Origin of the sequence: Nocardiopsis alba (assembly GCF_000710955.1) — a bacterium.
Classification (GTDB): Bacteria; Actinomycetota; Actinomycetes; order Streptosporangiales; family Streptosporangiaceae; genus Nocardiopsis; species Nocardiopsis alba.
On record NZ_BAZE01000007.1, the window covers coordinates 268,352 to 291,585 of the forward strand.

Sequence of the window (23,234 nt, forward strand, 5' to 3'; positions counted from 1 at the left end):
CGGGCTGCGCGCTGTCATCGAATCGGGCATACTGTGGCGCGTCACAGCCGATCACATGGCTTTCTGCGCGGCGATTCCCGCGATCCAGATGATGAACAGGACCACCGTGTTGAGGTTTTCCCGACAGCGGTGCTGTGCCGTCGACCGCACAGCTCCTCTGAGCAATGCCCCCGCCCGGGGGGAGACGTCCTCGTGAGACACGGTGTACGCCTGGCGATCGACCCTGGTAACGCGCGCATCGGGGTCGCGGTCAGCGATCCGAGCGGTATGCTCGCCAGCCCTGTGGAGACGGTCCCGCGCGGTCGTGGGGACGTCGAGCGCATCGCCGTCCTCGTTCTGGAACGGGAGGCCCGCGAGGTCATCGTGGGCTACCCTGCATCACTGTCCGGCAAGGAGGGGCCCGCGGCCCGGTCCTCCCGCGAGTTCGCGCACTCCTTGGCCCGACTCCTCGCCCCCGTCCCCGTCAGGCTCGTGGACGAACGGCTCACCACGGTGACCGCGCAAGGGCACCTGCTCTCCGGCGCGTCCTTCGGTCGGAAGGGGGCCAAAGGCGGTCGTGCCCGCCGTTCCGTCATCGACCAGGCGGCGGCCACCGTGCTTTTGCAGAGCGCCTTGGACCAGGAACGGTCGACAGGCCACCCTCCGGGCGAGATCGTCCGTGCCAGCCAGGGAGATTCATGACCGACAGGGATGACTACCCCGATAGTCCCTACCGTGGCCGTGCCGACCGTCAGGACGGCTACGACTACGACCCGCTCACCGATCCTCTTCCCACGCAACCCCCGTCGCGTGGCCGTAGGGCTCGGCCCGAGCCGGCTCCGAACCCCTGGGCGGAGCCCCCGGCCGCCGCCCGTCGCGCGGGGCCGCCCACCGGCGACATCCCCGGTGGCCCCCCGGCCCCCGGCCGCCGACGCAGGCCCGGACCGCCCACCGAGGGCGAAGCGGGCCCCGCGGTCCCCCCGCGCCGTTCCGGCGCCGCCGACGCCCTCAGAGGCGGTCGCGCGGCCCGGGGCGGGCGACCCTCCCGAGAGCCGGCCGCCCCCGGTCCCGAGGCTCCCGGCGCGCCCGGGAGGGCCGGCGCCGATCCGACGCAGGAGGCGCTCGCCGCGCTCGCGAACCTGGGCGGCGCCCCCGCCGCCCCGCAGGAGACCACCGGTCGGGAACGTCCCGCACGCGGTACCGACGCTCCTCTGGAGGAGCCGCCCCGCAGGCGGCGCCGAGCCCGTGTGGAGGAGGCCCCCGAACCCCGTTCCTCGCTCTGGGACGACGCCGAGGACGAGCCCACGCCGGCCTTCTTCGCGGACGAGCCCGAGGAGCCGAGGGGCCGTCGCGCCCGCCGTAAACGCGCCGCGCGAGAAGAGGCGCGTGCCCGTGAGACGGGTGAGTTCCCCTCCGCCCCCCAGGAGGAGCGTCCGGTGGGCCGCCGCGCCCGCCGTCGTGCCCGTCCCGAGCCGGAGGAGAGCGTCGACGGCGGAGCGTTCGCCGCGGCCCCCTTCGACGACGTCGCTCCCGAGCCCGAACCCGAACCCGAGCCCGGGTTCACGCCGGAGCCCGAATTCGAACCGGAACCGAAGGGCCGTCGTGGACGGCGCCGCCGCGCGCCCGAACCCGATAGCGGAGCCTTCCCGCTTCCCGAGGAGGAACCGCGCCGGAGCGGTGCCCTGCCGATCCCTGAGGAGGACGAGGCCGAGGTCGAGTCCGATCCCGTCTCGGAGGAGGAGCCGACCGGCCGTCGCGGTCGTGGCCGCCGTCGTTCCCGTCGGGTGAGGAAGAGGCCCGAGCCGGAACCCGTGGTCGAGGACGCTCCCGAGGAGGAACCTGAGGAGGACGACTACGAGGAGGAGAGCCTCGAGGACATCGCGGCCTCCTACGGGGACAGCCGCGCCACGCGCAGACGCGCCAAGGCGGCCAAGCAGCGGGCCAAGCGACTGGCCGCGGCCAAGGGCGGCGGTGGTGGCGGGGCCCCCCGACGCCGTCGCGGCAAGGGCTTCATGATCCTGCTCGCCCTGGTGCTGATGCTGGTGATCGCCGGTGGTGGCTTCGTGGTGATGCGCACCTACGTGTTCCCCGCCGACTACGCGGGTGAGGGCTCCGGAGAGATCGTCATCACGGTCGAGGAGGGGCAGAGCGGAACGGCCGTCGGCCGGACCCTCTCGGACGCGGGCGTCGTCGCCAGCGTGCGGGCCTTCACCAACGCCCTCGATCAGCAGGAGCAGGGTCTGACCCCCGGCACCTACTCCCTGGCGGAGGGGATGAGCGGGGCGAGCGCCGTCGCCGCCCTGCTCGACCAGGACAACCGCCTGGGCGGCGAGGTCCTCATCCGCGAGGGACTGCGGAGCGACCAGATACTGGAGAAGCTGGCCGACAACACCGACGTCTCCCTGGAGGAGTTGGAGGCGGCCTACGAGCAGACCGACGAACTCGGCCTGCCCGACTACGCGACGGAGGGCCCCGCGGGCTACCTCTTCCCGGCCACGTACCGTTTCGAACCGGGTACCGAGGCCATGTCGATACTGCGCACGATGGTCACCCAGCACCGTCAGGTCACTGAGGCGATGAACCTGGAGGATCGCGCGGCCGACCTCGGTTACGACGCCAACGAGATCATGGCGATCGCCTCCATCGTCCAGGCCGAGAGCGGCGGGGTCGACGACATGGCCAAGATCTCCCGTGTGGTGCACAACCGCCTGGACATCGACATGGCGTTGCAGATGGACAGCACCTGCTTCTACGCCATCGGCGAGTACGGCATCGCCCTCGACAACGATCAGCGGGCGGCCTGTGAGGCCGACACCAGCGGTTTCGACACCTACCACAAGACCGGGCTCATCCCCGGACCGTTCGTCGCCCCGGGCGAGGACGCCATCGAGGCGGCCCTCGAGCCGGAGGAGGGGGACTGGCTGTACTTCGTGGCCACCGACCCCGAGAACGGCGTCACCGAGTTCACCGACGACTACGACGAGTTCCTGGTGCTGAAGGACCGTTTCCAGGAGACCTGGGGAGGCGGGCAGAACTGATGCGCGCGGCCGTCCTGGGCTCGCCGGTGGCCCACTCCCTCTCACCGGTCCTGCACTCGGCGGCCTATCGGGAGATGGGTCTGACCGACTGGTCCTACGAGTGCTTCGAGTGCGACGAGGCGGGGTTGGCCCCCTTCCTCGACGGACTCGAACCGGGCGAATGGGCGGGGCTCTCCCTGACCATGCCGCTCAAGCGTCGGGCCATGGAACTGGCCTCCGAGGTGGACGCCCTGGCCGTGGAGGTCGGCGGGGCCAACACCCTGGTCCGTCGGAACGGGGGCTGGAGCGCCCGTAACACCGACGTCGAGGGGATCACGACCGCGCTGACCGAGGCGGGCGCGGGCTCGCCCCGGGACGCGGTCGTCCTGGGAGCGGGCGCCACCGCGGCCTCGGCCCTGGCCGCCCTGCGCGAGCTGGGGCTCGCGGGCCCGGTGACCGTACTGGCACGCAGCACGGCGCGCGCCGGCGAGGTGACCCGGGCCGCCGAACGTCTGGGTGTTCCCGTGTCGGTGGCCCCGTTGGCGGAGATCGACCGGTACCTGGACGTCGACCTGGTCGTCTCCACCCTGCCCTCCGGAGCCGCCGACGCCCACGCCGACGTGCTGGCCGCCTCGCGGGCCGATCTCTTCGACGTGGTCTACGCGCCCTGGCCGACCAGGGCGGCCGAGACGGTCGAGGCCCGCGGTGGTCGCGTGGTGGGCGGTTTCCCGATGCTGTTGCATCAGGCGGTGGCCCAGGTCCGCGCGATGACGGGTCGGGAGGACGTTCCGGTGACGGCCATGAGGGCGGCCGGGGAGGCCGAACTGGCCCGCCGTGCGACGTCCTGACCGGCCCTTCCCCTTCGCGAGAGGGTCGTCGAAGGCGGTCCGGGTGGAGTGGTCGGAACTCCTGATAGAATCGTGGTAATCGACTTGGTCCGGTGTGTCCCGACATACCGGAACCGCAAGCGGAGATGATCCTCCCACCCGCCGGGCACTGCTCGCGCGGGTCCGGTCGCACGAAGGGCGCGTCGCGCCGTCCCACGGGATCTCGGTCCTCCGAGGTCCGGGACGCGGTCGCCGCCTTCGCCGTGACGTTCCGGTCGGATCGCCCCGCTTGCACACGCTGGCGGGGTTTTTCCTTTTGTGGTGGGACCCCGGAGCGGGCGGGTGGCCTGAACAAAGCGCGGGCGACCCGGTCGAACAGGCCGACCACCGGACGGTGGACGGCCGGTCCCAGGTAATCCGAGAAAGCTAGGGAGGGGTCTCATCAGCGCCGAGCCCCGCATCAATGACCGTATCCGGGTGCCCGAGGTCCGACTCGTCGGACCCAACGGTGAGCAGGTCGGAATCGTCTCCGTGCAGGACGCCCTGCGTCTGGCCCAGGAGTCCGACCTCGACCTCGTCGAGGTCGCGCCGACCGCGCGCCCGCCGGTCGCCAAGCTGATGGACTACGGCAAGTTCAAGTACGAGTCCGCGGTCAAGGCCCGTGAGTCGCGCAAGAACCAGTCGAACACGATCATCAAGGAGATCAAGCTCCGCCCGAAGATCGACCCGCACGACTATGAGACCAAGAAGGGTCACGTCGTCCGGTTCCTCAAGGGCGGGGACAAGGTCAAGGTGACGATCATGTTCCGCGGTCGTGAGCAGTCCCGCCCCGAACTCGGGCGCAGGCTGCTGGCGCGACTGGCCGAGGACGTCAAGGACCTCGGCACGGTCGAGTCCCAGCCCAAGCAGGACGGCCGCAACATGGTCATGGTGATCGGTCCGCACAAGCGGCGTTCCGAGCACAAGGCCGAGGCCCGTGCGGCGGCCGGGGAGAAGGCCCGCCGCGAGCGGAGCGACCAGGCGTAGACGCCAGGGAGGTCTCCCGCCGCCCGGCCCGCCGTCGAGGCGGGACCCGGGTGGCGGGGGCACCGTGCGCGACGGCCCGTGATGCACAGGCGTGGCGCCCCAAGACCCCGCCTAGCGCGGAACAACCGCGTCGTCGGTCCATGATCGACGACGCGCCGACGGAGTAGGAGACGACGGCGACATGCCGAAGAACAAGTCCCACAGCGGAGCCAAGGACCGTTTCAAGGTCACCGGTTCCGGCAAGATCATGCGCCGCCGTGCCAACAAGAACCACATCCTTGAGCACAAGACCTCCAAGCGTAAGCGCAAGCTGAGCAACGAGGCCGTGCTCTCCCCGGCCGACACCAAGAACATCAAGAAGCTCTTGGGCAAGTAGTACCGGAGAACCTCTCGTCCTCCTCGGCAGTGCCCGCGCGTCCGACCCGGTCGGTGCGTGTCAGGCGCTCGGGGGACGACCACCTGAAGCGAACACGGCCGCCGGGCCCGTCCTGGTCGGACCGGACGGCGCGCCGTGCGCCGGAAGAACAATGAGGGAGTCACTGTGGCACGCGTGAAGCGGGCTCTCAACGCCAAGAAGAAGCGCAAGGTCGTTCTCGACCGGGCCAGTGGTTACCGCGGGCAGCGCTCGCGCCTGTACCGCAAGGCCAAGGAGCAGATGCTCCACTCGATGACCTACTCCTACCGGGACCGCAAGGACCGCAAGGGGCAGTTCCGTCGTCTGTGGATCCAGCGCATCAACGCCGCCTCCCGCGCTCACGGTCTGACCTACAACCGTCTCATCCAGGGTCTGAAGCTGGCCGAGATCGAGGTCGACCGTCGCATGCTGGCCGAGCTGGCCGTCAACGACGAGGCCGCCTTCGCCGCGCTGGTGGAGAAGGCCAAGCAGGCCCTGCCCGCCCCCGCCGCGGCCTGACGGTTTCGTAAGACAGATACGGGTAGCGATGGCGAGCCACGAGTTCACGAGTGTCCGATCACCCAGGATCAAGGGGGTTCGGCGGCTCGCCAAGCGCACCTTCCGCCAGCGTGAGCGGCGCTTCCTCGCGGAAGGCCCCCAGGCTGTGCGGGAGGCCTTGGCCGCCGTCAACGGCGGTGACGGGCGGTCCCCCTATGGAGGGGCCGCCCACGGTGTGGTCGAGGTCTACGCCACGGCGGAGGCCATGCAACGCCACATCGACCTGATGGACGCGGCCCACACCGCGGGCGTGCCCACCCATCGGGTCAGCCTCGACGTGATGTCCGAACTGGCGCAGACCATCACCCCTCAGGGGGTCATCGCGGTCTGCGAGTTCGTCGACGTCCCCTTGGAGAAGGTCACCGACGTGCGTCTGGCCGTCGTCCTCTCCCACGTACGCGATCCCGGTAACGCCGGGACGGTCCTGCGCACCGCCGACGCGGCCGGAGCCGACGTCGTGATCTTCACCGACGCCTCCGTGGACCCCTACAACGGCAAGTGCGTGCGCGCCTCCGCCGGAAGCCTGTTCCACCTGCCCGTCGTGGTGGGGGTGCCCGTGGCCCGGGCCATCGACTTCCTGCACGACGCGGACGCCAAGGTGTGGGCCGCCGACGGCGGTGGCGACCGGGACCTGCACCAGGTGGCCGACGACGGCGCTCTGGACGGTCCGGTCGGCTGGGTCTTCGGCAACGAGGCCTGGGGGCTGCCCGAGGAGACCGTCCGTCTCACCGACGGCGCGGTCAGCGTTCCGATCTACGGCGGGGCCGAAAGCCTGAATCTGGCCACGGCCGCCGCGGTCTGTCTGTACACCACCGCACGCCAGCAGAGACGCGCCTGATCCGGGTACCCGCGCCCGAGCCCGTCTCCACGTGCGGTGACGCTCCGTGCATCGTCACCGAACGGCCCGATCACGCGACCGTGGGTGTGCACGACCGGTAACAGGTTGTGCCAACACCTCGGAATGCACGTGCACCAGGCCCGAGTGTCGATAGGGTCGGAGCGGCACCACGGCGGTTCATGCGCATCCCGCTTGACCGCGCTCACACGACCCGTGTCACGGGTGGAGACGTGCGCCCGCCTCCTGGATCGGGCAGGCTCGGCCACACGGTGTGAGTATCCGGACCGTGATCGCGGTCGACCGGCCCGCCCCCGGGGACGGGTGTGGGAACGGTGTCCGCAAGTTCGGTCTTCCGCCCGACGCCGCGTCACGGAACACGAGGCGTACCGGGCGGGAGTGCAGGGTAGACCTGCGGTGGTGTCCAGGGGAGAGTTGGAAACGGACACCACCGAGCAGTGATCCGCGGCCTGGGACCCCCGTGCCGTGGACCTTCGGAGGGGAGCGGGGAGAGGCGTGGGCAGCGGCCGGCAGGTGGACCAACCGGCGGAGGACTCCGACAGCGCGGTGACGTATCCGATGGACGGCCCCGCGCCGGCCGACGTCGACACCGCGTCCCCCGGGGGAGCGCCCCTGCACGCCGACGATCTGCCGGACGGGGTCGTCATCGCCGACGCCCGGGGCCGGGTCGTCCTCTTCAACACCCAGGCCGCCCAGCTCGTCGGGGTTCCCGCGGAGTCGGCGCTGGGCCACGACTACCGTTCCGCCCTACCTCTGCGAGGGCTCGACGGGCACGACTGGTGGGAGGCCAGCGACCCCTACGGAGGCGATCGCGATCGCACCCGTCAGGTCGAACGGGTCCTCTGCCTGCCCGACGAACGCGAGATCCTCGTCGCCGCCCGCTACGTCCGGGTCAGGCCCGGGGGCGATCTCGTCCGTCTCGTGGTCACCCTCAGGGACGCCTCGGCGCGGGCCGACCGCTCCCGGGCCGACCTGGTCTCCGAGGTCGCTCACGAACTGCGCTCCCCCCTGACCAGTGTGAAGGGCTTCACCTCCACGCTGCTCACCAAATGGGAACGGCTGACCGACAAGCAGAAGCTGTTCATGCTGGAGACGGTCAACGCCGACGCCGACCGTGTCACCCGGCTGATCCACGACCTTCTGGACGTCTCGCGGATCGAATCCGGGCGGCTGGAGGTGCGTCGCCAGGTCGTCGACCTGCCGGAGGCGGTCCGCAAGGTGGTCGCGGGGCGGGTCGCGGCGGGGGAGTCCGAGGAGCGCTTCCGTGTGGAGGCGCACGGCGATCTTCCTCAAATGTGGCTGGACCCCGACAAGCTCGAACAGATCCTCTCCAACCTCGTGGAAAACGGGGTGCGGCACGGCGCTGGTACTGTCAGTATCGTGATCGAGCCGTGTGAGGGAGGAGCAGCGGTGTCGGTGCGCGACGAAGGCCAGGGCATAGCGCCCGAGACCATTCCGCGCGTCTTCCGCCAGTTCTGGCGCAGCAAGCGCCGTGGCGGGACCGGCCTCGGACTGTTCATCGTCAAGGGCCTCGTCGAGGCCCACGGCGGCACGATCACCGTCGGCCGCGCCCCCAACGGTGGCGCAGAGTTCCGATTTACCATGCCCGCCGGGACGCCCGAGTTCGTCTGAGCAGTCAGACCCTTCGGCCCCGGTGGGCGCACGAGGCTCCCCGTGTTCCGTCGTGGACCTTCCACGGGGCGGCCCGTCAATCCAGGGCCGGTCTCACCGCCGGCCCGACGTGACCCTGTGCTCTTCCTGTCGGCTTCGTCCGCCCCGAGCGGACCGTGACTGCCGCCCGCGCCCGCGTCCGCCGGTGCGGTGTCGGCGAGGCAACCAAACATGTCTGCACCGAACAATTCCTTCGACCCGGTCGAGGTGACCCCCCTGCACCCCGACGAGGTCGCCCGCATGCGCGAGGAGGCGTTGGCCGCCATCGAGGCCGCCGCCGATCTCGCCGAACTCAAGGAGGTCAGGCTCGCCCACGCCTCCGACCGTTCCCCGTTGGCCCTGGCCAACCGTGAGATCGGCGCCCTGCCCCCGGCCGCCAAGGCCGACGCCGGCAAGCGCGTGGGCGGGGCCCGCCGCGACATCGGCCAGGCCCTCAAGGCCCGCCAGGCCGTCCTGGAGGCCGAGCGCGACGAGCGGGTCCTGGTCGAGGAGCGCGTCGACGTCACCCTGCCCTGGGACCGTGTCCCCCGTGGGGCGCGTCACCCGCTGACCACGATCGCCGAGCGCATGGCCGACGTCTTCGTCGGCATGGGCTTCGAGATCGCCGAGGGCCCCGAGATCGAGGCCGAGTGGTTCAACTTCGACGCCCTCAACTTCCAGCCGGACCACCCCGCCCGCACCATGCAGGACACCTTCTTCGTGGAGGGGCCCGAGGGCGGTGAGTCCGGGCTGGTCATGCGGACCCACACCTCCCCGGTCCAGGTGCGTTCCCTGTTGACGCGCGACCTGCCCGTGTACGTGGTCGCCCCCGGCAAGACCTTCCGCACCGACGAGCTCGACGCGACGCACACGCCGGTCTTCCACCAGCTCGAAGGGCTGGTCGTGGACCGGGGCATCACCATGGCCCACCTGCGCGGAGCCATCGACACCTTCGTCGAGTCCTTCTTCGGAGAGGGCCTCAAGACCCGTTTCCGCGCCTCCTACTTCCCGTTCACCGAGCCGTCGGCCGAGGTGGACATGGAGTGCTTCGTGTGCCGAGGCGCCTCGGTGGGGGACCCGGACGCGCCGTGCCGCACCTGCTCCAGCGAGGGCTGGATCGAGATCGGCGGCTGCGGAGTGGTCAACCCGCGTGTGCTGGTGGCCGCGGGTGTGGACCCCGAGGTCTACAGCGGATGGGCCTTCGGCCTGGGAATCGAACGAACACTGATGTTCGCGCACGACGTGCGCGACATGCGCGACATGGTCGAGGGCGACGTACGTTTCACCTCGGCGTTCGGGAGTGAGATCTGATGCGCGTCCCCATGACCTGGCTGCGCGAATACGTCGCGCTGCCCACCGACGTCACCGCCCGCGAGCTCGCCTCCCGACTGACCCTGGCGGGTCTGGAGGTCGAGACCGTCGACGAGCTCGGAGCCGACCTGACCGGCCCCATCGTTTTCGGTCGTGTCCTGGAGATCGAGGAGCTGACCGGTTTCAAGAAGCCGATCCGCTTCTGCCGGGTCGACGTCGGCGACGCCAACGGCACCGGTGAGCCACAGGAGATCGTCTGCGGCGCACGCAACTTCGCCGAGGGCGACCTGGTCGTCGTCTCCCTGCCCGGGGCCGAGCTTCCCGGCGGTTTCAAGATCGGCGCCCGCAAGACCTACGGCCGGATGTCGGCGGGCATGATCTGCTCGGCGACCGAGCTGGGCCTGTGGGAGGACCACAGCGGCATCGTCGTCCTGCCGGAGGGCTTCGGCGAGATCGGCGCCGACGCCATCGAGGCTCTCGAACTGCGCGAGGACGTCCTCGACATCGCGGTCACCCCCGACCGCGGCTACGCGCTGTCGATGCGCGGAGTGGCCCGTGACGTCGCCGCCCTGTACGGGGTCGACCTCCACGACCCCGCCGAGATCGAGGTCGTCGAGCCCACCGGGCCCGGCCACCCCGCGGAGATCGCCGACACCGGGCTCGCCGACCGTCTCGTGCTGCGCGGCGCCACCGGCTTCGACCCCGAGGCGCCCACCCCGCTGTGGATGATGCGTCGTCTGCACCAGAGCGGGGTGCGTCCGGTCTCTCTGGCCGTCGACGTCACCAACTACGTGATGCTGGAACTCGGCCAGCCGCTGCACGCCTGGGATCGCGACCGGCTCGACGGGACCGTCACCGTGCGCGCCGCGAAGCCGGGGGAGAAGCTGGAGACCCTCGACCACGTCCGCCGGTCCCTGGACCCCGACGACATCGTCATCGCCGACGCGTCCGGTGCCCAGGCCATCGCCGGTGTCATGGGCGGCCTCGACACCGAGATCGGTCTCTCCTCCTCCGCTGTCCTGGTCGAGGCGGCGCACTTCGAGCCCCGGCACATCGCCCGGGCCTCGCGCCGCCACCAGCTCTCCTCGGAGGCCTCGCGCCGGTTCGAGCGCGGCATCGACTCCAGGATGCAGGTGGTGGCCGCCACCCGCGCGGTGGAGCTGCTCGCCGAGTTGGGCGGCGCGAGCGTCGAGGCGGCCTACACCCACCTCGACCACTCGTTGGCCCCGACCACGATCACGGTGCGCGCGGGTCACGCCGGCGCCGTGGCCGGTGTCGACTACCCCGAGGGCACCACCGAGAAGTGGCTGCGGGCCATCGGCTGCGCGGTGGCCTCCGAGGGCGACGTGCTCACGGTGACCCCGCCGTCCTGGCGTCCGGACCTGACCGACCCCAACGACCTCGCCGAGGAGGTCATCCGGTTCGAGGGCTACGAGAACATCCCCTCCATCGGTTTCAAGGGGATGGGCCGTGGTCTGACCGAGGGGCAGCGTCTGCGTCGCGCCGTGGGCCGTGCCCTGGCGGAGACCGGTCACCACGAGGTGCTCACGTACCCGTTCGTGGGCGAGCGCGACCTCGACGGGCTCCAGCTGAAGGCCGACGACCCGCGTCGTGTGAGCATGCGGCTGGCCAACCCGCTCAACGACGAGGAGCCCCTGCTGCGCACCACGTTGTTGCCGGGGATGTTCAAGACCCTGGTGCGCAACGTCGGTCGTGGTCTCACCGATGTCGCCCTCTTCGAGATGGGGTCGATCTACCTGCCCCGGGCCGGTGCCTCTCGCGCTCCGCTGCTTCCGGTGGATCGCGCGCCCTCGGCCGAGGAACTGGCGCTGATCGACGCGGCCCTGCCCGAGCAGCCGCGCCATGTGGGCGTGGTGCTGTCCGGTGCCGCCGAACGCGCGGGTTGGTGGGGTCCGGGGCGCGAGGCCGTCTGGGCCGACGCGATCCAGGCCGCCCGTGACGTGGCCCGTGTGGCCGGTGTGGAGCTGGAGATCGAGGCCTCCCAGCAGGCCCCCTGGCACCCGGGACGCTGCGCGGCGCTGTACGTGCGCGTGGCGGGGGAGCGCCTCGCGGTCGGACACGCCGGTGAGCTGCACCCGCGCACCGTCAAGGCCTTCGGTCTGCCCGAGCGCACCGCCGCGATGGAGGTCGACCTGGACCGGATCGAGCGGGCCCGGACCAAGGTCGTGGCCCCCGAGGTGTCGGCCTACCCGGTGGCCACCCAGGACGTGGCGCTGGTCGTGGACGAGTCGGTCCCGGTGGGGCGGATCCGTTCCGCTCTGATCGAGGGCGCCGGCGAGCTCCTGGAGAGCGTGCGTCTGTTCGACGTCTACACCGGTGAGCAGGTGGGCGAGGGACGCAAGTCCGTGGCCTTCGCCCTGCGTTTCCGGGCCGGGGACCGGACGCTGACGGCCGAGGAGGCCGGGGCCGCGCGTGACGCGGCCGTGGCCCTCGCCACCGAGCGCACCGGGGCGGTCCTGCGCGGCTGACCTCGCCGCGACACGCCGAAGGGGCGGGACGGGCCCTCCTGAGAAAGGGGGCCGTCCCGCCCCTCTTGTGTTCGGGCGGGGTTCGGTGTTCGATGGCGGTCTCGGACCGATACGCACAGGGATCGTGTCGCGAAACGGTTTGTCGGACACTCCGGAATCCAAGAAATTTCAGGGCCTGTTTTTCCTGCACAGTAGGGGTTTTGAGGCCATGGGGCAGGGGTAGTCGGAATGAAGTTTATGTTTCGGGGCATGAATCCTCGTTTTGTCTCTTGCTGAAGAGCGGGTGGAGAACTTAGCCTGCAATCACCTACCGCAACCTGGGCGTCCGGGTGATGGGGGCAGATCCGTTTTCCGCTGCGCACTCTCGCGCATGTCACGGCTCGGAGGTCGCCATATGACCGAAACGGTTGTCTCGTCCGCGCTCACTCCCAAGGAACACAGGGAGTCCAGCCGCCTCTGGCACACCTTCTGCGATATGAACACCGTGGCCAAGGGCCCGGAGTTCGTCGTCTCCCGCGCCGAGGGCGTGTGGCTCTGGGACCAGTACGGTGATCGTTACCTCGACGGCACCGCCAGCCTCTGGTACTGCAACGTCGGTCATGGTCGTACCGAGATCGCGGACGCGGTGCATCGGCAGATCAGCACCCTGGACGCCTACACCGTCTACGGGGACTTCGCCAACGCGCCCGCCATCGAACTGAGCGAGCGGCTGGCGGCGCACGCGCCGGTCGACGACCCTCGGGTGATCCTGACCTGTGGTGGAGGGGAGTCGATCGACACCGCGGCCAAGCTGGCGCGCGGTTACTGGGCGGCGCTGGGGCAGCCCGAACGTCAGCACCTGATCAGTCGGACCGGCGGCTATCACGGCCTCAACGGGTTCGGTACCAGCATCATCGGGATGGACCGCTTCCGTGAGGGCTACGGCCGGCTCGTCGAGGAGACCTCGGTGGTCCCCTACGACTCCGCGGAGGCTCTGGAGGCGGAGATCCTTCGGGTGGGGGCCCACCGTGTGGCGGCCTTCTTCGCCGAACCGGTGATCGGGGCGGGCGGGGTCTTCCTGCCGCCGGAGGGCTACTTCGCGGAGATCTCGCGTATCTGTCGTAAGTACGGCGTGCTGTTCATCGTGGACAGCGTCATCTGTGGTTTCGCCCGGATGGGCAACTGGTTCGGGATCGAGCGCTTCGGCGTGAGCCCGGACATGATCGTCTTCGCCAAGGGCGTCTCCAGCGGGTACCTGCCGCTGGGCGGTGTCGTGGTCGACGGCCGGGTGGCCGACCCCTTCTGGAACCAGGAGGGCAACCCGTTCCTGCACGGGACCACCTACGCCGGGCATCCGACGGCCTGCGCCGCGGCCATGGCCAACATGGACATCCTGGAGCGCGAGGACCTGTTCACCGTCTCCCGCGAGGTGGAACGGCACCTGGACTCGGCCCTGCGCGGGTTGGAGAGCCACCCGCTGGTCGCCGAGGTCCGTTCCGGGGTCGGGGTGATGGGCGCGGTGGAGCTCACCGAGGAGGCGCTCACCGAACGGGGCATCACCACGGCCGAGGTCTTCGCCGAGACCCGGGCCCGGGGCGTCATCGTCCGGCCGGTGCCCAAGGCGCTGTTGGTCTCGCCGCCCCTGGTGGTCACCTGGGAGCAGATCGACCACCTGACCTCGACTCTCGCAGGAGCCCTGGACGCGGTCATGGAACGACACTGAGAGGGGCCCGGAGGGTTCCGGGCCCCCTTCTCGTCGACATCGACGCACCCACCGACGCGATCCGCGCCGGTGGGTTCCTTTTTCCGGGCGCGGATCACCCCACGAAGTCGCCGACATGGAGTAATATTTTCTAGGAAGATATTTCTTCAGGGTGCGATCGTCGGGGTCCACCCGCGATCCGACAGGGACGGGACATGACGACACGGACGACGGAGACGACACACGAGGCACGTGACGAGGGCTGTATGGACGGCGACGACCTCATCACCGCCTGGGGGCTGGTGGCCGAGGCGACCAACGCCATCGGGCCTCGACTGTTGAGCGGCATCACCCCCGACGGCAAGGACATGGCGGGCCCCTGGTTCGAGGTCCTCATCCGTCTCCAGCGCACCCCGGGGCACCGACTGCCGATGAGCCGACTGGCGCGTGAGGTCAGCCTCAGTACCGGAGGGTTCACCAAGCTGGCCGACCGCCTGGAGAAGGAGGGCTACCTGGAGCGGCACAACTGCTCCACCGACCGCAGGGTCGTCTACGCGACCCTCACCGAGAAGGGGCGGGAGTTCACCGAGGCCACGAAGGTCAAGCACGTCGAGCGGCTGCGCGAACACATGCTCGCCCCCTTGGGCGAGGACGGGGTTCGACAACTCGCCGCCATCGCGCGTACCCTCCGTGACAGTGCTCTTTGACGACCTCGGGACTCTCCGTAGTCGAATTCCTGCTCGAATGACCCATGCGTCCCTCGGAAGCGCGGAAGATATCCCACGCACCTCCGTTCCCATGTAGGTTGGCCAGAGTTCGGGGATCCGACGCGGGGCGGGTCGGGAGCATTGAGGTTTCGGGGGGAATGATGAGGCTGTTCACCACTGCTGCCCGGATGAGGTCGATCCCCCGATCCTCTCGTTTCGCCAATGGTGGGATCTCCTATTGGTTCCGGGACATCGGGGTGCCCGAACGGAGAGCGCCCCTGGCCGGGGACGCGGACTACGACGTCTGCGTGGTCGGAGCCGGATACACGGGTCTGTGGACCGCCTACTACCTCAAGCGCGAACGCCCCGAGCTGCGTGTCTGCGTGCTGGAGCGGGAGTTCGCCGGCTTCGGGGCCTCCGGTCGTAACGGAGGGTGGCTGTCGGCCGAGTTCTCCGGTTCCCGGGAGGACTACGCCCGGTCACACGGCAAGGGCTCCATGGTCGCCCTCCAGCGCGCGCTGATGAACACCGTCGACGAGGTGGTCTCGGTCACCGAACGCGAGGAGATCGACGCCGACCTGATCAAAGGCGGCATGTACCTGGTCGCCGACAACGAGGCCCAGCGCGAACGTCTCCAAGGGCACATCGAGTACCTCCAGGAATGGGGCTACTGGCCCGACGACTTCCACATGGTCGACCCCTCCGAGGAGCCGCGGATCGCGGTCCACGGGGCCGTCGCCGCCGGGTACTCGCCGCACGCCGCCCGACTGCACCCGGCCAAGCTGGTCGTGGGTCTGGCCGCCAAGGTCGTGGAGCTGGGGGTGGACGTCTTCGAGGACACCCCGGTCGTGGAGATCAGGCCGGGGGAGAAGGGCGAACGCCCCGCGGTGGTCACCGAGCACGGCACAGTGCGCGCCGACCACGTCGTCCGGGCCACCGAGGGCTTCACCTCCACGCTGCGCGGACCGCGGCGACAGTGGCGTCACACGCACTCCTCGATGATCGTGACCGAGCCGATCTCCGACGAGTCGTGGGAGCGGATCGGCTGGGAGGGCGGCGAGGTCCTGGGCGACACCGCCCACTCCTCGATCTACTCCCAGCGCACGGCGGACGGGCGCATCGCCATCGGCGGACGGGGCGCGCCCCAGCGGCTGGGGTCGGCCCCGGCCGAGGAGGGGCTCACCCAGCCGCACGCGATCGCCGAGCTCTGGCGCGCCCTGACCCGGATGTTCCCCGACGTCGCGGACGTTCCGATCGAGCACGCCTGGGCCGGGGTGCTGGGCGTCCCCAAGGACTGGTCGCCGACCGTGCGACTGGACTCCGAGACCGGACTGGCCTGGGCCGGCGGGTACTCCCACAGCGGTGTCTCCACCAGCAACCTGGCCGGACGCACCCTGCGCGACCTGATCCTGGGCCGTTCCACCGAACTGACCCGTCTGCCCTGGGTCGGACACGAGACGCGGGGCTGGGAGCCCGAACCGCTGCGCTGGGTCGGCACCAAGGTCGTGCGCGGCCTCTACCGGACCGCCGACCGTCGTGAGTCCAGGACCGCGGGCAAGGGGCACACCTCCCGTCTGGCCGATATCGCCACCCGTATGCCGGGGCGCTGACCGGCGGAGACCCTCGTCCCGTCGCCGCGGCCCGAGCGCCGCGCCGCGACGGAGACCACCGTCACCCTCCCCAGGGCCGACCATCATCCTCTGCTTGCATAAACTTGCAAGGGCATGCATGATAGTCCAGTCCAATACCGAGGAGGGGATCTCACCATGGGATACACAGCGGCGATCGCCGGAGCCAGCGGCTACGCCGGAGGTGAGCTGCTGCGCCTGCTCCTGGGACATCCCGAGATCGAGATCGGAGCCGTCACCGCGGGCGGCAACGCGGGCAGCCCGCTCATCCGGCACCAACCGCACCTCCTGCCGCTGGCCGACCGCGTCCTGGCCCCCACCACCGTGGAGGAGCTGCGGGGCCACGACGTGGTCTACCTCGCCCTCCCGCACGGGCAGTCCGCCGACATCGCCCGAGAGCTCGGCGACGACACCCTGGTGGTCGACTGCGGGGCCGACTTCCGGCTCACCGACCCCACCGCCTGGGAACGCTTCTACGGAACCCCCCACGCCGGCACCTGGCCCTACGGTCTGCCCGAACTGCCCGGACAGCGCGGTCTCCTGGCCGGAGCCCGCAGGGTCGCCGTTCCCGGCTGCCACGTCACCGTCGCCACCCTCGGGCTCTTCCCCGGACTGGCCGCGGGGCTCGTCGAACCCGACCTGACCGTGGTCGCCGTCACCGGGACCTCCGGCGCGGGCAAGGCGCCCAAACCCCACCTGGTCGGCAGCGAGGTCATGGGCTCCCTCAGCCCCTACGGCGTCGGCGGAGCCCACCGTCACAACCCCGAGATCGTCCAGAACCTCTCCTCGGTCACCGACGAGGCGGTCCGTCTCTCCTTCACCCCGGTCCTGGCGCCCCTGCCCCGCGGCATCCTCGCCACCTGCACCGCCCCCCTCAAGCCCGGCGCCACCGCCGAGACGATCCGCGCCGCCTATGAGAAGGCCTACGCCGACGAGCCCTTCGTGCACCTGCTCCCCGAGGGGACCTGGCCCGACACGTCCATGACCCTGGCCGCCAACACCACCATGGTGCAGGTCACCGTGGACGCCGACGCCGGTCGCATGGTCGCCGTCGCCGCCCTGGACAACCTCACCAAGGGCACCGCCGGCGGAGCCGTGCAGAGCACCAACCTCGCACTGGGCCTGCCCGAGGCCACCGGACTCCCGCTCGCCGCGGTCGCCCCCTGAGGCAGGGAAGGACACCACATGAGCGTCACCGCTCCCCGGGGGTTCCGCGCCGCCGGAGTCGGCAGGGGCGAGCACCCGGACCGTGACGTCGCGATCGTCGTCAACGACGGTCCCGCGCGCGCGGCCGGGGCCGTGTTCACCACCCACCCCGACCCGGCCGCGCCGGTCCTGTGGTCCCGCCAGGTCGTCTCCGGTGGACGCGTACGCGCCGCCGTCCTCGACTCCGCGTGCGCCAACGCCGGCACCGGCCCCCTCGGTTTCCAGGACGTCCACGCCACCGCCGAACACACGGCGGCCCTTCTGGAGGACTCCGCCGCCGAGATCGTCCTGTGCTCCGCGGGCCCCCTCGGGGTCCGCCCCTCCAGGGAGGCCCTCGACGACGGGCTCGCCCGGGCCGTCGCCGAGGCCGGCCGCGGGGGAGGGCTCTCCGCCGCCGACGCCATCCGTACCGACGACACCGTCGCCAAGATCGCCTTCCGTCGCGGAGGAGGGATCACCGTCGGCGGCATGGCCAAGGGATCCGACCCCTCCCTGGGGTCGCTCCTGTGCGTGCTCACCACCGACGCGGCCCTCGACGCCCGGCAGTGCCGCGACCTCGTCGAGGAGGCGGCGGCCAAGAGTTTCCCCCCGCCGACCGGCACCAACGACACGGTGCTGTTCATGGCCAGTGGCGCGGCCCCCGGACCCCCCGACGAGGACGGCGTCCGCGCGCTCCTGAACCTGGTGTGCGAGGAACTCGCCGCCCAGATCGAGGCAGACCCCCCGACCAAGGAAGACAGGCAGGACACCCCATGAACTCCCGGACAGCCCAGGACCAGGCCCAGGCCATGGACAAGGCCGCGCACCTCATCGAGGCGCTGCCCTGGCTCTCCCGCTTCCACGGTCGCACCGTCGTCGTCAAGTACGGCGGCAACGCCATGATCAGCGACGAACTGCGGGTCCGGTTCGCCGAGTCCATCGTCTTCCTCTACTACGCGGGCCTGCGCCCCGTCGTCGTCCACGGCGGCGGCCCCCAGATCAGCGCCATGCTGGAACGCTCCGGAGTGGAGTCCACCTTCACCGCCGGACTCCGCGTCACCACCGACGACGCCATGGACATCGTTCGCATGGTCCTCACCGGTCAGGTCAACCGCGAGATCGTGGGTCTGATCAATCGGCACGGACCCTTCGCCGTCGGTATGTCCGGAGAGGACGCGAACCTCCTCCAGGCTCGCCGTAAGAGCGTCGAGGTGGACGGGGAGGTCCTCGACATCGGCCGCGTCGGCGAGGTGAGCGAGGTCGACCCGGGGGCCATCTCCGCGCTCATCGCGGACGGCCGCATCCCCGTGGTCTCCAGCGTCGCCCGCGCCGACGACGGCGGCGTCTACAACATCAACGCCGACACCGCCGCCTCCGCCCTCGCGGTCGCGCTCGGAGCCGGCAAACTCATCATGCTCACCGACGTCGAGGGACTGTTCGCCGACTACCCGGCCAACACCGACCTCATCAGTCGGCTGAACGTGGACGAGCTGCGCGCCCTCCTGCCCTCGCTGTCCTCGGGCATGCTCCCCAAGATGGAGGCCTGCCTGAAGGCGGTCGAGGGAGGCGTGCCCCAGGCCCACATCATCGACGGCAGGGTCCCGCACTCCCTGCTCTTGGAGGTCTTCACCGACCAGGGGGTGGGCACGATGGTCGCCGACGAGGTGTTGGAGGACGAACTGCTCAACGGCAACGCCCGCCACCCCCGACGCCCGCGTCCCGTACACGACATCACCAACGGCATCCAGAACCCGGGAGAGACACAGTGACCAGCAGCGACCTGAGGGAGCGCTTCGAAGCCTCGCTCATGCCCAACTACGGGGTACCCCCGATCGCGCTCACCCTCGGGCGGGGCTGTGAGGTCTACGACGCCGACGGACGCCAGTACCTCGACCTGATCGCCGGGATCGCCGTCTCCAGCCTGGGCCACGGCCACCCCGCCCTGGTCAAGGCGGTGGCCCACCAGGCCGCCACCCTCGCGCACACCAGCAACCTCTTCGTGCACGAGCGCGAGGTCCAGCTCGCCGAACGCCTCATCGGGCTCCTCGGCGGCGACGCCAAGGTCTTCTTCACCAACAGCGGGACCGAGGCCAACGAGGCGGCCCTGAAGCTGGTCAAGCGCGCGGCCGGCCCCGGGCGCCACTACTTCGTCGCCGCGGAGCGCGGCTTCCACGGCCGCAGTTCCGGATCGCTCGCCCTGACCGGTAAGGACTCCATCCGCGAGCCCTTCGGCCCCTTCGGCATGGACGTGCGCTTCGTCCCCCACGGCGACCTCGAAGCGCTCACCGAGGCCGTCGACGAGCACTGCGTCGCCGTCTTCCTCGAGCCCACCCAGGGCGAGGCCGGCGTCGTCCCCGCCCCCGAGGGTTACCTCGCCGGGGTCCGGGCCCTGTGCGACCGGACCGGCGCAGCCTTCGTCCTCGACGAGATCCAGAGCGGTATCGGCCGTACCGGTGAGTGGTTCGCCCACCAGGGCGAGGCGGTCCGTCCCGACGTCCTCACGCTGGCCAAGGGGCTGGGCGGCGGTCTTCCCATCGGCGCCTGCGTCGGCTTCGGACGGTTCGCCGACGCCTTCCACAAGGGCGACCACGGCTCCACCTTCGGAGGCAACCCGGTCGCCTGCGCCGCGGCCCTCGCCGTGATCGAGACGATCGAGACCGAAGGGCTGCTCGCCCACACCAAGGTGATGGGCGACCTGCTCGCCGAGCAGATCGAGGGGATCGACCATCCCCTGCTGGCCGGACAGCGCGGCAGCGGCCTGTGGCGCGCCCTGCGACTCACCGCACCGCACGCGGCCCACGTTCAGGAGCAGGCCGCGGTCCGCGGCTTCCTGATCAACGCGGTGTCCCCCGACACCCTGCGCATCGCCCCGCCGCTGGTCATCACCCCCGAACAGATCGGCGTGTTCATCGAGGCGCTGCCGACCGTCCTGGACGCGGCCGAGGCCGCGGCGACGAAGGAGCAGTAACCATGACCCGTCACTTCCTCCGCGACGACGACCTCACCCCCGAGGAACAGACCCTCGTCCTCGACCTCGCCGACCGGATGAAGCGCGACCGCTTCGGGTACCGGCCGCTGGCCGGGCCGCGCACCGTCGCCCTCATCTTCGACAAGCCCTCCACCCGGACCCGCCTGTCCTTCGCCGTCGGCGTCGCCGATCTGGGCGGCAACCCCCTGGTCCTGGACTCCGACAGCACCCAGATGGGGCGTGGAGAGCCCTTGGAGGACACCGCCAGGGTCCTGGAACGTCAGGTCGACGCCGTGGTCTGGCGCACCTTCGCGCAGGAGAACCTGGAGAGCCTGGCCCGCGCCATCTCCGTGCCGGTGATCAACTCCCTCACCGACGAGTTCCACCCCTGCCAGATCCTCGCCGACCTCCAGACGATCCGCGAGCACAAGGGCTCCCCGGCCGGGCTCACCCTGGCCTATCTGGGCGACGGCGCCAACAACATGGCCCACTCCTATCTGCTCGGCGGGGCCACCGCGGGCATGCACGTGCGCATCGGCGCCCCCGAGGAGCACCACCCCGACCCCGAGGTCCTGGCCCGGGCCGGGGACATCGCCGCCACCACCGGCGGATCGGTCACGGTCACCACCGACGCGACCAAGGCCGCCGAGGGCGCGGACGTCATCGCCACCGACACGTGGGTCTCCATGGGTCAGGAGGGGGAGAAGGGCGGCCGTGAGGCCCTCTTCCGTCCCTACATCGTCGACAAGGCGCTCATGGCCGTCGCCGACCCCGAGGCCATCGTCCTGCACTGCCTGCCCGCCTACCGGGGCAAGGAGATCGCGGCCGAGGTCATCGACGGACCCCAGAGCGTGGTCTGGGACGAGGCGGAGAACCGTCGGCACGCGCAGAAGGCCCTGATGGCCTTCCTCCTGGACGCGCGGGACGGACACGGGATCGCGCGACGATGAGCAACGACGCCGGCGGCACGGCCCCGATGACCAAGGCCGCCCGACAGGCCCGGATCACCGACGTCCTCACCCGCCAGGACGTCCGCTCTCAGGGAGAGCTGGCCAAACGGTTGGCCGAGAACGGCGTGCAGGTCACCCAGGCCACCCTCTCCCGGGACCTGGACGAACTCGGCGCGGTCAAACTCCGCACCGCCGACGGTCACCTGGCCTACGTCCTGCCGGGGGAGGGCGGTGAACGGCTTCAACGCACCCGCCCCGACAGTCTCGACCTCGAACAGGTCTCCGGGGCGCGGCTGAACCGTCTGGCCGAGGAACTACTCGTCTCCGCCGAGGCGTCCGCCAACATGGTCATCGTGCGCACGCCCCCCGGGGCCGCCCAGTTCCTGGCCTCGGCCATCGACCACACCGACTTCCACCCGATCCTGGGCACCATCGCCGGCGACGACACCATCCTGGTGATCTCGCGCGACCCCCAGGGCGGGGAGGAACTGGCCGCCGCCCTCCTCAGACTGGCCGACCGCAGACCCTGACGGCACCCGCACCGTCCACCAGCATCCGAACTCTCACGAAGGAGACCACCATGGCCGACCAGCCCGAGGCCCTGCGCCTGTGGGGAGGCCGCTTCGAGGGCGGACCGGACCAGGCCCTGGCCCGTCTGTCGCTGAGCACGCACTTCGACTGGCGGCTCGCCCGCCATGACATCGCGGGTTCGCGCGCCCACGCCCGCGCCCTGCACCGCGCCGACCTGCTCTCCGCGGACGAACTCGACCGCATGATCGAGGGGCTGGACCGCTTGGAGGCCGACGTGGCCTCGGGGGAGTTCACCCCCGTCCTGGAGGACGAGGACGTGCACACCGCGCTGGAGCGCGGATTCATCGAACGGGTCGGGCCCGAACTGGGCGGCCGGCTGCGGGCCGGACGCTCCCGCAACGACCAGATCGCCACCCTGGTCCGCATGTACCTGCGCGAAGAGGCCCGCTCCCTCACCGAGGGACTGCTGGACCTGGTGCAGGCCCTCGCCGACCAGGCCGCGGCCCACCCCGAGGCGGCGATGCCCGGTCGTACCCACCTCCAGCACGCCCAGCCGGTGCTGCTCGGTCACCAGCTCATGGCGCACGCCTGGCCGCTGGTCCGGGACATCGAGCGCCTGCGGGACTGGGACCGCCGCGCCGCCGTCTCCGCCTACGGCTCCGGTGCTCTGGCCGGTTCCTCGCTCGGACTCGACCCCGGCGAGGTCGCCGTCGAACTGGGCTTCCCCGAGTCGGTGGAGAACTCCATCGACGGCACCGCCTCCCGCGACGTGGTCGCCGAGTTCTCCTTCGTCACCGCCATGATCGGCGTGGACCTGTCCCGCCTGTCGGAGGAGATCATCCTCTGGGCGACCAAGGAGTTCTCCTTCGTCACCCTCGACGACGCCTTCTCCACCGGCTCGTCGATCATGCCGCAGAAGAAGAACCCCGACGTCGCCGAACTCGCCCGGGGCAAGGCCGGCCGTCTGGTCGGGGACCTGACCGGCCTGCTCACCACCCTCAAGGGCCTCCCTCTGGCCTATAACCGGGACCTCCAGGAGGACAAGGAGCCGGTCTTCGACGCCGTCGACAGTCTCCACCTGCTACTGCCCGCCATGACGGGGATGGTGGCCACCCTGACCTTCCACACCGACCGGATGGCCGAGCTCGCCCCCCAGGGCTTCTCGTTGGCCACCGACATCGCCGAGTGGCTGGTCCGTGAGCGCGTGCCCTTCCGTGAGGCCCACGAGATCGCGGGCACGTGCGTGCGGGTGTGCGAGGAGCGCGGGATCGACCTGCCCGACCTCACCGACGCCGACTTCGCCGAGATCTCCGAGCACCTCACCCCGGGCGTGCGCGAGGTCCTCACCGTGCACGGATCGCTGTCCTCGCGTTCGGGCAAGGGCGGTACCGCCCCGGTCCGCGTCGCCGAACAGCTCGAACGTCTTCGCACCGCCGTCGAGACGCTGCGCAAGGCCTTCTGACCTTCGTCTCTCCGG

The 23,234-nt window shown here is 70.6% G+C and carries 20 protein-coding genes; all 20 read left to right on the forward strand.

The annotated features are described in order from the left end of the window. Positions 1-192 precede the first annotated feature (192 nt). The 20 genes from ruvX (at position 193) to argH (ending at position 23,219) form a co-directional block, all read left to right on the forward strand. Positions 193-681, forward strand: coding sequence for a Holliday junction resolvase RuvX (gene ruvX, locus TR33_RS15310; RefSeq protein ID WP_014911016.1), 489 nt, complete (start codon positions 193-195; stop codon positions 679-681). Then, positions 678-3,017: an endolytic transglycosylase MltG gene (mltG, locus tag TR33_RS15315; protein ID WP_017535149.1), complete on the forward strand. Its 2,340-nt coding sequence runs from the start codon at positions 678-680 to the stop codon at positions 3,015-3,017. The genes ruvX and mltG overlap by 4 nt, the downstream gene beginning before the upstream one ends. Next, on the forward strand, positions 3,017-3,844 hold the full coding sequence (locus TR33_RS15320; RefSeq protein WP_042283768.1) for a shikimate dehydrogenase: 828 nt from the start codon (positions 3,017-3,019) through the stop codon (positions 3,842-3,844). Before mltG ends, TR33_RS15320 begins: the two co-directional genes overlap by 1 nt. 438 nt (positions 3,845-4,282) lie before the next feature. Next, on the forward strand, positions 4,283-4,849 hold the full coding sequence (infC, locus tag TR33_RS15325; RefSeq protein ID WP_267880658.1) for a translation initiation factor IF-3: 567 nt from the start codon (positions 4,283-4,285) through the stop codon (positions 4,847-4,849). A 181-nt stretch (positions 4,850-5,030) separates the two neighbouring features. Next, positions 5,031-5,225 (forward strand): 50S ribosomal protein L35, encoded by a 195-nt coding sequence (rpmI, locus tag TR33_RS15330; RefSeq protein ID WP_014908288.1) that lies wholly within the window; start codon positions 5,031-5,033, stop codon positions 5,223-5,225. 165 nt (positions 5,226-5,390) lie between these two features. Continuing rightward, positions 5,391-5,762 carry a 50S ribosomal protein L20 gene (rplT, locus tag TR33_RS15335; RefSeq protein ID WP_026125106.1) on the forward strand — a complete coding sequence of 124 codons (372 nt, stop codon included), beginning with the start codon at positions 5,391-5,393 and terminating at the stop codon, positions 5,760-5,762. A gap of 28 nt (positions 5,763-5,790) precedes the next feature. Next, positions 5,791-6,639 (forward strand): TrmH family RNA methyltransferase, encoded by an 849-nt coding sequence (locus tag TR33_RS15340; RefSeq protein WP_026125107.1) that lies wholly within the window; start codon positions 5,791-5,793, stop codon positions 6,637-6,639. Between the two features lie 513 nt (positions 6,640-7,152). Beyond that, the gene (locus TR33_RS15345; protein WP_014909953.1) at positions 7,153-8,289 is read left to right on the forward strand and encodes a sensor histidine kinase; all 1,137 of its coding nucleotides are present in this window, start codon (positions 7,153-7,155) and stop codon (positions 8,287-8,289) included. Positions 8,290-8,499: 210 nt separating this feature from the next. Further along, positions 8,500-9,618: a phenylalanine--tRNA ligase subunit alpha gene (pheS, locus tag TR33_RS15350; RefSeq protein ID WP_014909440.1), complete on the forward strand. Its 1,119-nt coding sequence runs from the start codon at positions 8,500-8,502 to the stop codon at positions 9,616-9,618. After that, positions 9,618-12,107 (forward strand): phenylalanine--tRNA ligase subunit beta, encoded by a 2,490-nt coding sequence (gene pheT, locus TR33_RS15355; protein WP_042283771.1) that lies wholly within the window; start codon positions 9,618-9,620, stop codon positions 12,105-12,107. The genes pheS and pheT overlap by 1 nt, the downstream gene beginning before the upstream one ends. Before the next feature lie 475 nt (positions 12,108-12,582). Further along, complete coding sequence (locus TR33_RS15360; RefSeq protein WP_026125108.1) at positions 12,583-13,809, forward strand: aminotransferase family protein; 1,227 nt, start codon at positions 12,583-12,585, stop codon at positions 13,807-13,809. Between the two features lie 194 nt (positions 13,810-14,003). Next, a complete protein-coding gene (locus TR33_RS15365; RefSeq protein ID WP_026125109.1) occupies positions 14,004-14,495 on the forward strand; it encodes a MarR family winged helix-turn-helix transcriptional regulator in 492 nt (163 codons plus the stop codon). Positions 14,496-14,683: 188 nt separating this feature from the next. Further along, the gene (locus TR33_RS15370) at positions 14,684-16,105 is read left to right on the forward strand and encodes an NAD(P)/FAD-dependent oxidoreductase (RefSeq protein WP_026125110.1); all 1,422 of its coding nucleotides are present in this window, start codon (positions 14,684-14,686) and stop codon (positions 16,103-16,105) included. A 156-nt stretch (positions 16,106-16,261) separates the two neighbouring features. Continuing rightward, positions 16,262-17,290: an N-acetyl-gamma-glutamyl-phosphate reductase gene (gene argC / locus TR33_RS15375; protein ID WP_014908937.1), complete on the forward strand. Its 1,029-nt coding sequence runs from the start codon at positions 16,262-16,264 to the stop codon at positions 17,288-17,290. 18 nt (positions 17,291-17,308) lie between these two features. After that, positions 17,309-18,085, forward strand: coding sequence for a bifunctional ornithine acetyltransferase/N-acetylglutamate synthase (locus tag TR33_RS15380; RefSeq protein WP_017535155.1), 777 nt, complete (start codon positions 17,309-17,311; stop codon positions 18,083-18,085). Then, complete coding sequence (argB, locus tag TR33_RS15385; protein WP_014912373.1) at positions 18,082-19,077, forward strand: acetylglutamate kinase; 996 nt, start codon at positions 18,082-18,084, stop codon at positions 19,075-19,077. The genes TR33_RS15380 and argB overlap by 4 nt, the downstream gene beginning before the upstream one ends. Then, complete coding sequence (locus TR33_RS15390; RefSeq protein ID WP_014912887.1) at positions 19,074-20,276, forward strand: acetylornithine transaminase; 1,203 nt, start codon at positions 19,074-19,076, stop codon at positions 20,274-20,276. Before argB ends, TR33_RS15390 begins: the two co-directional genes overlap by 4 nt. Positions 20,277-20,278: 2 nt before the next feature. Beyond that, complete coding sequence (argF, locus tag TR33_RS15395) at positions 20,279-21,226, forward strand: ornithine carbamoyltransferase (RefSeq protein ID WP_017535156.1); 948 nt, start codon at positions 20,279-20,281, stop codon at positions 21,224-21,226. Beyond that, a complete protein-coding gene (locus TR33_RS15400; protein ID WP_014909865.1) occupies positions 21,223-21,756 on the forward strand; it encodes an arginine repressor in 534 nt (177 codons plus the stop codon). The genes argF and TR33_RS15400 overlap by 4 nt, the downstream gene beginning before the upstream one ends. Positions 21,757-21,806: 50 nt before the next feature. Next, positions 21,807-23,219, forward strand: a complete 1,413-nt coding sequence (argH, locus tag TR33_RS15405; RefSeq protein ID WP_042283773.1) for an argininosuccinate lyase — start codon at positions 21,807-21,809, stop codon at positions 23,217-23,219. Positions 23,220-23,234: the final 15 nt, after the last annotated feature.

Excerpts from the sequence above, each read along its gene's own strand:
- TR33_RS15340 (WP_026125107.1), top strand. The coding sequence starts at position 5,791 with ATGGCGAGCCACGAGTTCACGAGTGTCCGATCACCCAGGATCAAGGGG.
- rpmI (WP_014908288.1), top strand. The coding sequence starts at position 5,031 with ATGCCGAAGAACAAGTCCCACAGCGGAGCCAAGGACCGTTTCAAGGTC.
- TR33_RS15320 (WP_042283768.1), top strand. The coding sequence starts at position 3,017 with ATGCGCGCGGCCGTCCTGGGCTCGCCGGTGGCCCACTCCCTCTCACCG.
- TR33_RS15400 (WP_014909865.1), top strand. The coding sequence starts at position 21,223 with ATGAGCAACGACGCCGGCGGCACGGCCCCGATGACCAAGGCCGCCCGA.
- TR33_RS15380 (WP_017535155.1), top strand. The coding sequence starts at position 17,309 with ATGAGCGTCACCGCTCCCCGGGGGTTCCGCGCCGCCGGAGTCGGCAGG.
- mltG (WP_017535149.1), top strand. The coding sequence starts at position 678 with ATGACCGACAGGGATGACTACCCCGATAGTCCCTACCGTGGCCGTGCC.
- argH (WP_042283773.1), top strand. The coding sequence starts at position 21,807 with ATGGCCGACCAGCCCGAGGCCCTGCGCCTGTGGGGAGGCCGCTTCGAG.
- pheS (WP_014909440.1), top strand. The coding sequence starts at position 8,500 with ATGTCTGCACCGAACAATTCCTTCGACCCGGTCGAGGTGACCCCCCTG.
- pheT (WP_042283771.1), top strand. The coding sequence starts at position 9,618 with ATGCGCGTCCCCATGACCTGGCTGCGCGAATACGTCGCGCTGCCCACC.
- argB (WP_014912373.1), top strand. The coding sequence starts at position 18,082 with ATGAACTCCCGGACAGCCCAGGACCAGGCCCAGGCCATGGACAAGGCC.
- argC (WP_014908937.1), top strand. The coding sequence starts at position 16,262 with ATGGGATACACAGCGGCGATCGCCGGAGCCAGCGGCTACGCCGGAGGT.
- TR33_RS15360 (WP_026125108.1), top strand. The coding sequence starts at position 12,583 with ATGAACACCGTGGCCAAGGGCCCGGAGTTCGTCGTCTCCCGCGCCGAG.
- argF (WP_017535156.1), top strand. The coding sequence starts at position 20,279 with ATGACCCGTCACTTCCTCCGCGACGACGACCTCACCCCCGAGGAACAG.
- TR33_RS15365 (WP_026125109.1), top strand. The coding sequence starts at position 14,004 with ATGACGACACGGACGACGGAGACGACACACGAGGCACGTGACGAGGGC.
- TR33_RS15370 (WP_026125110.1), top strand. The coding sequence starts at position 14,684 with ATGAGGTCGATCCCCCGATCCTCTCGTTTCGCCAATGGTGGGATCTCC.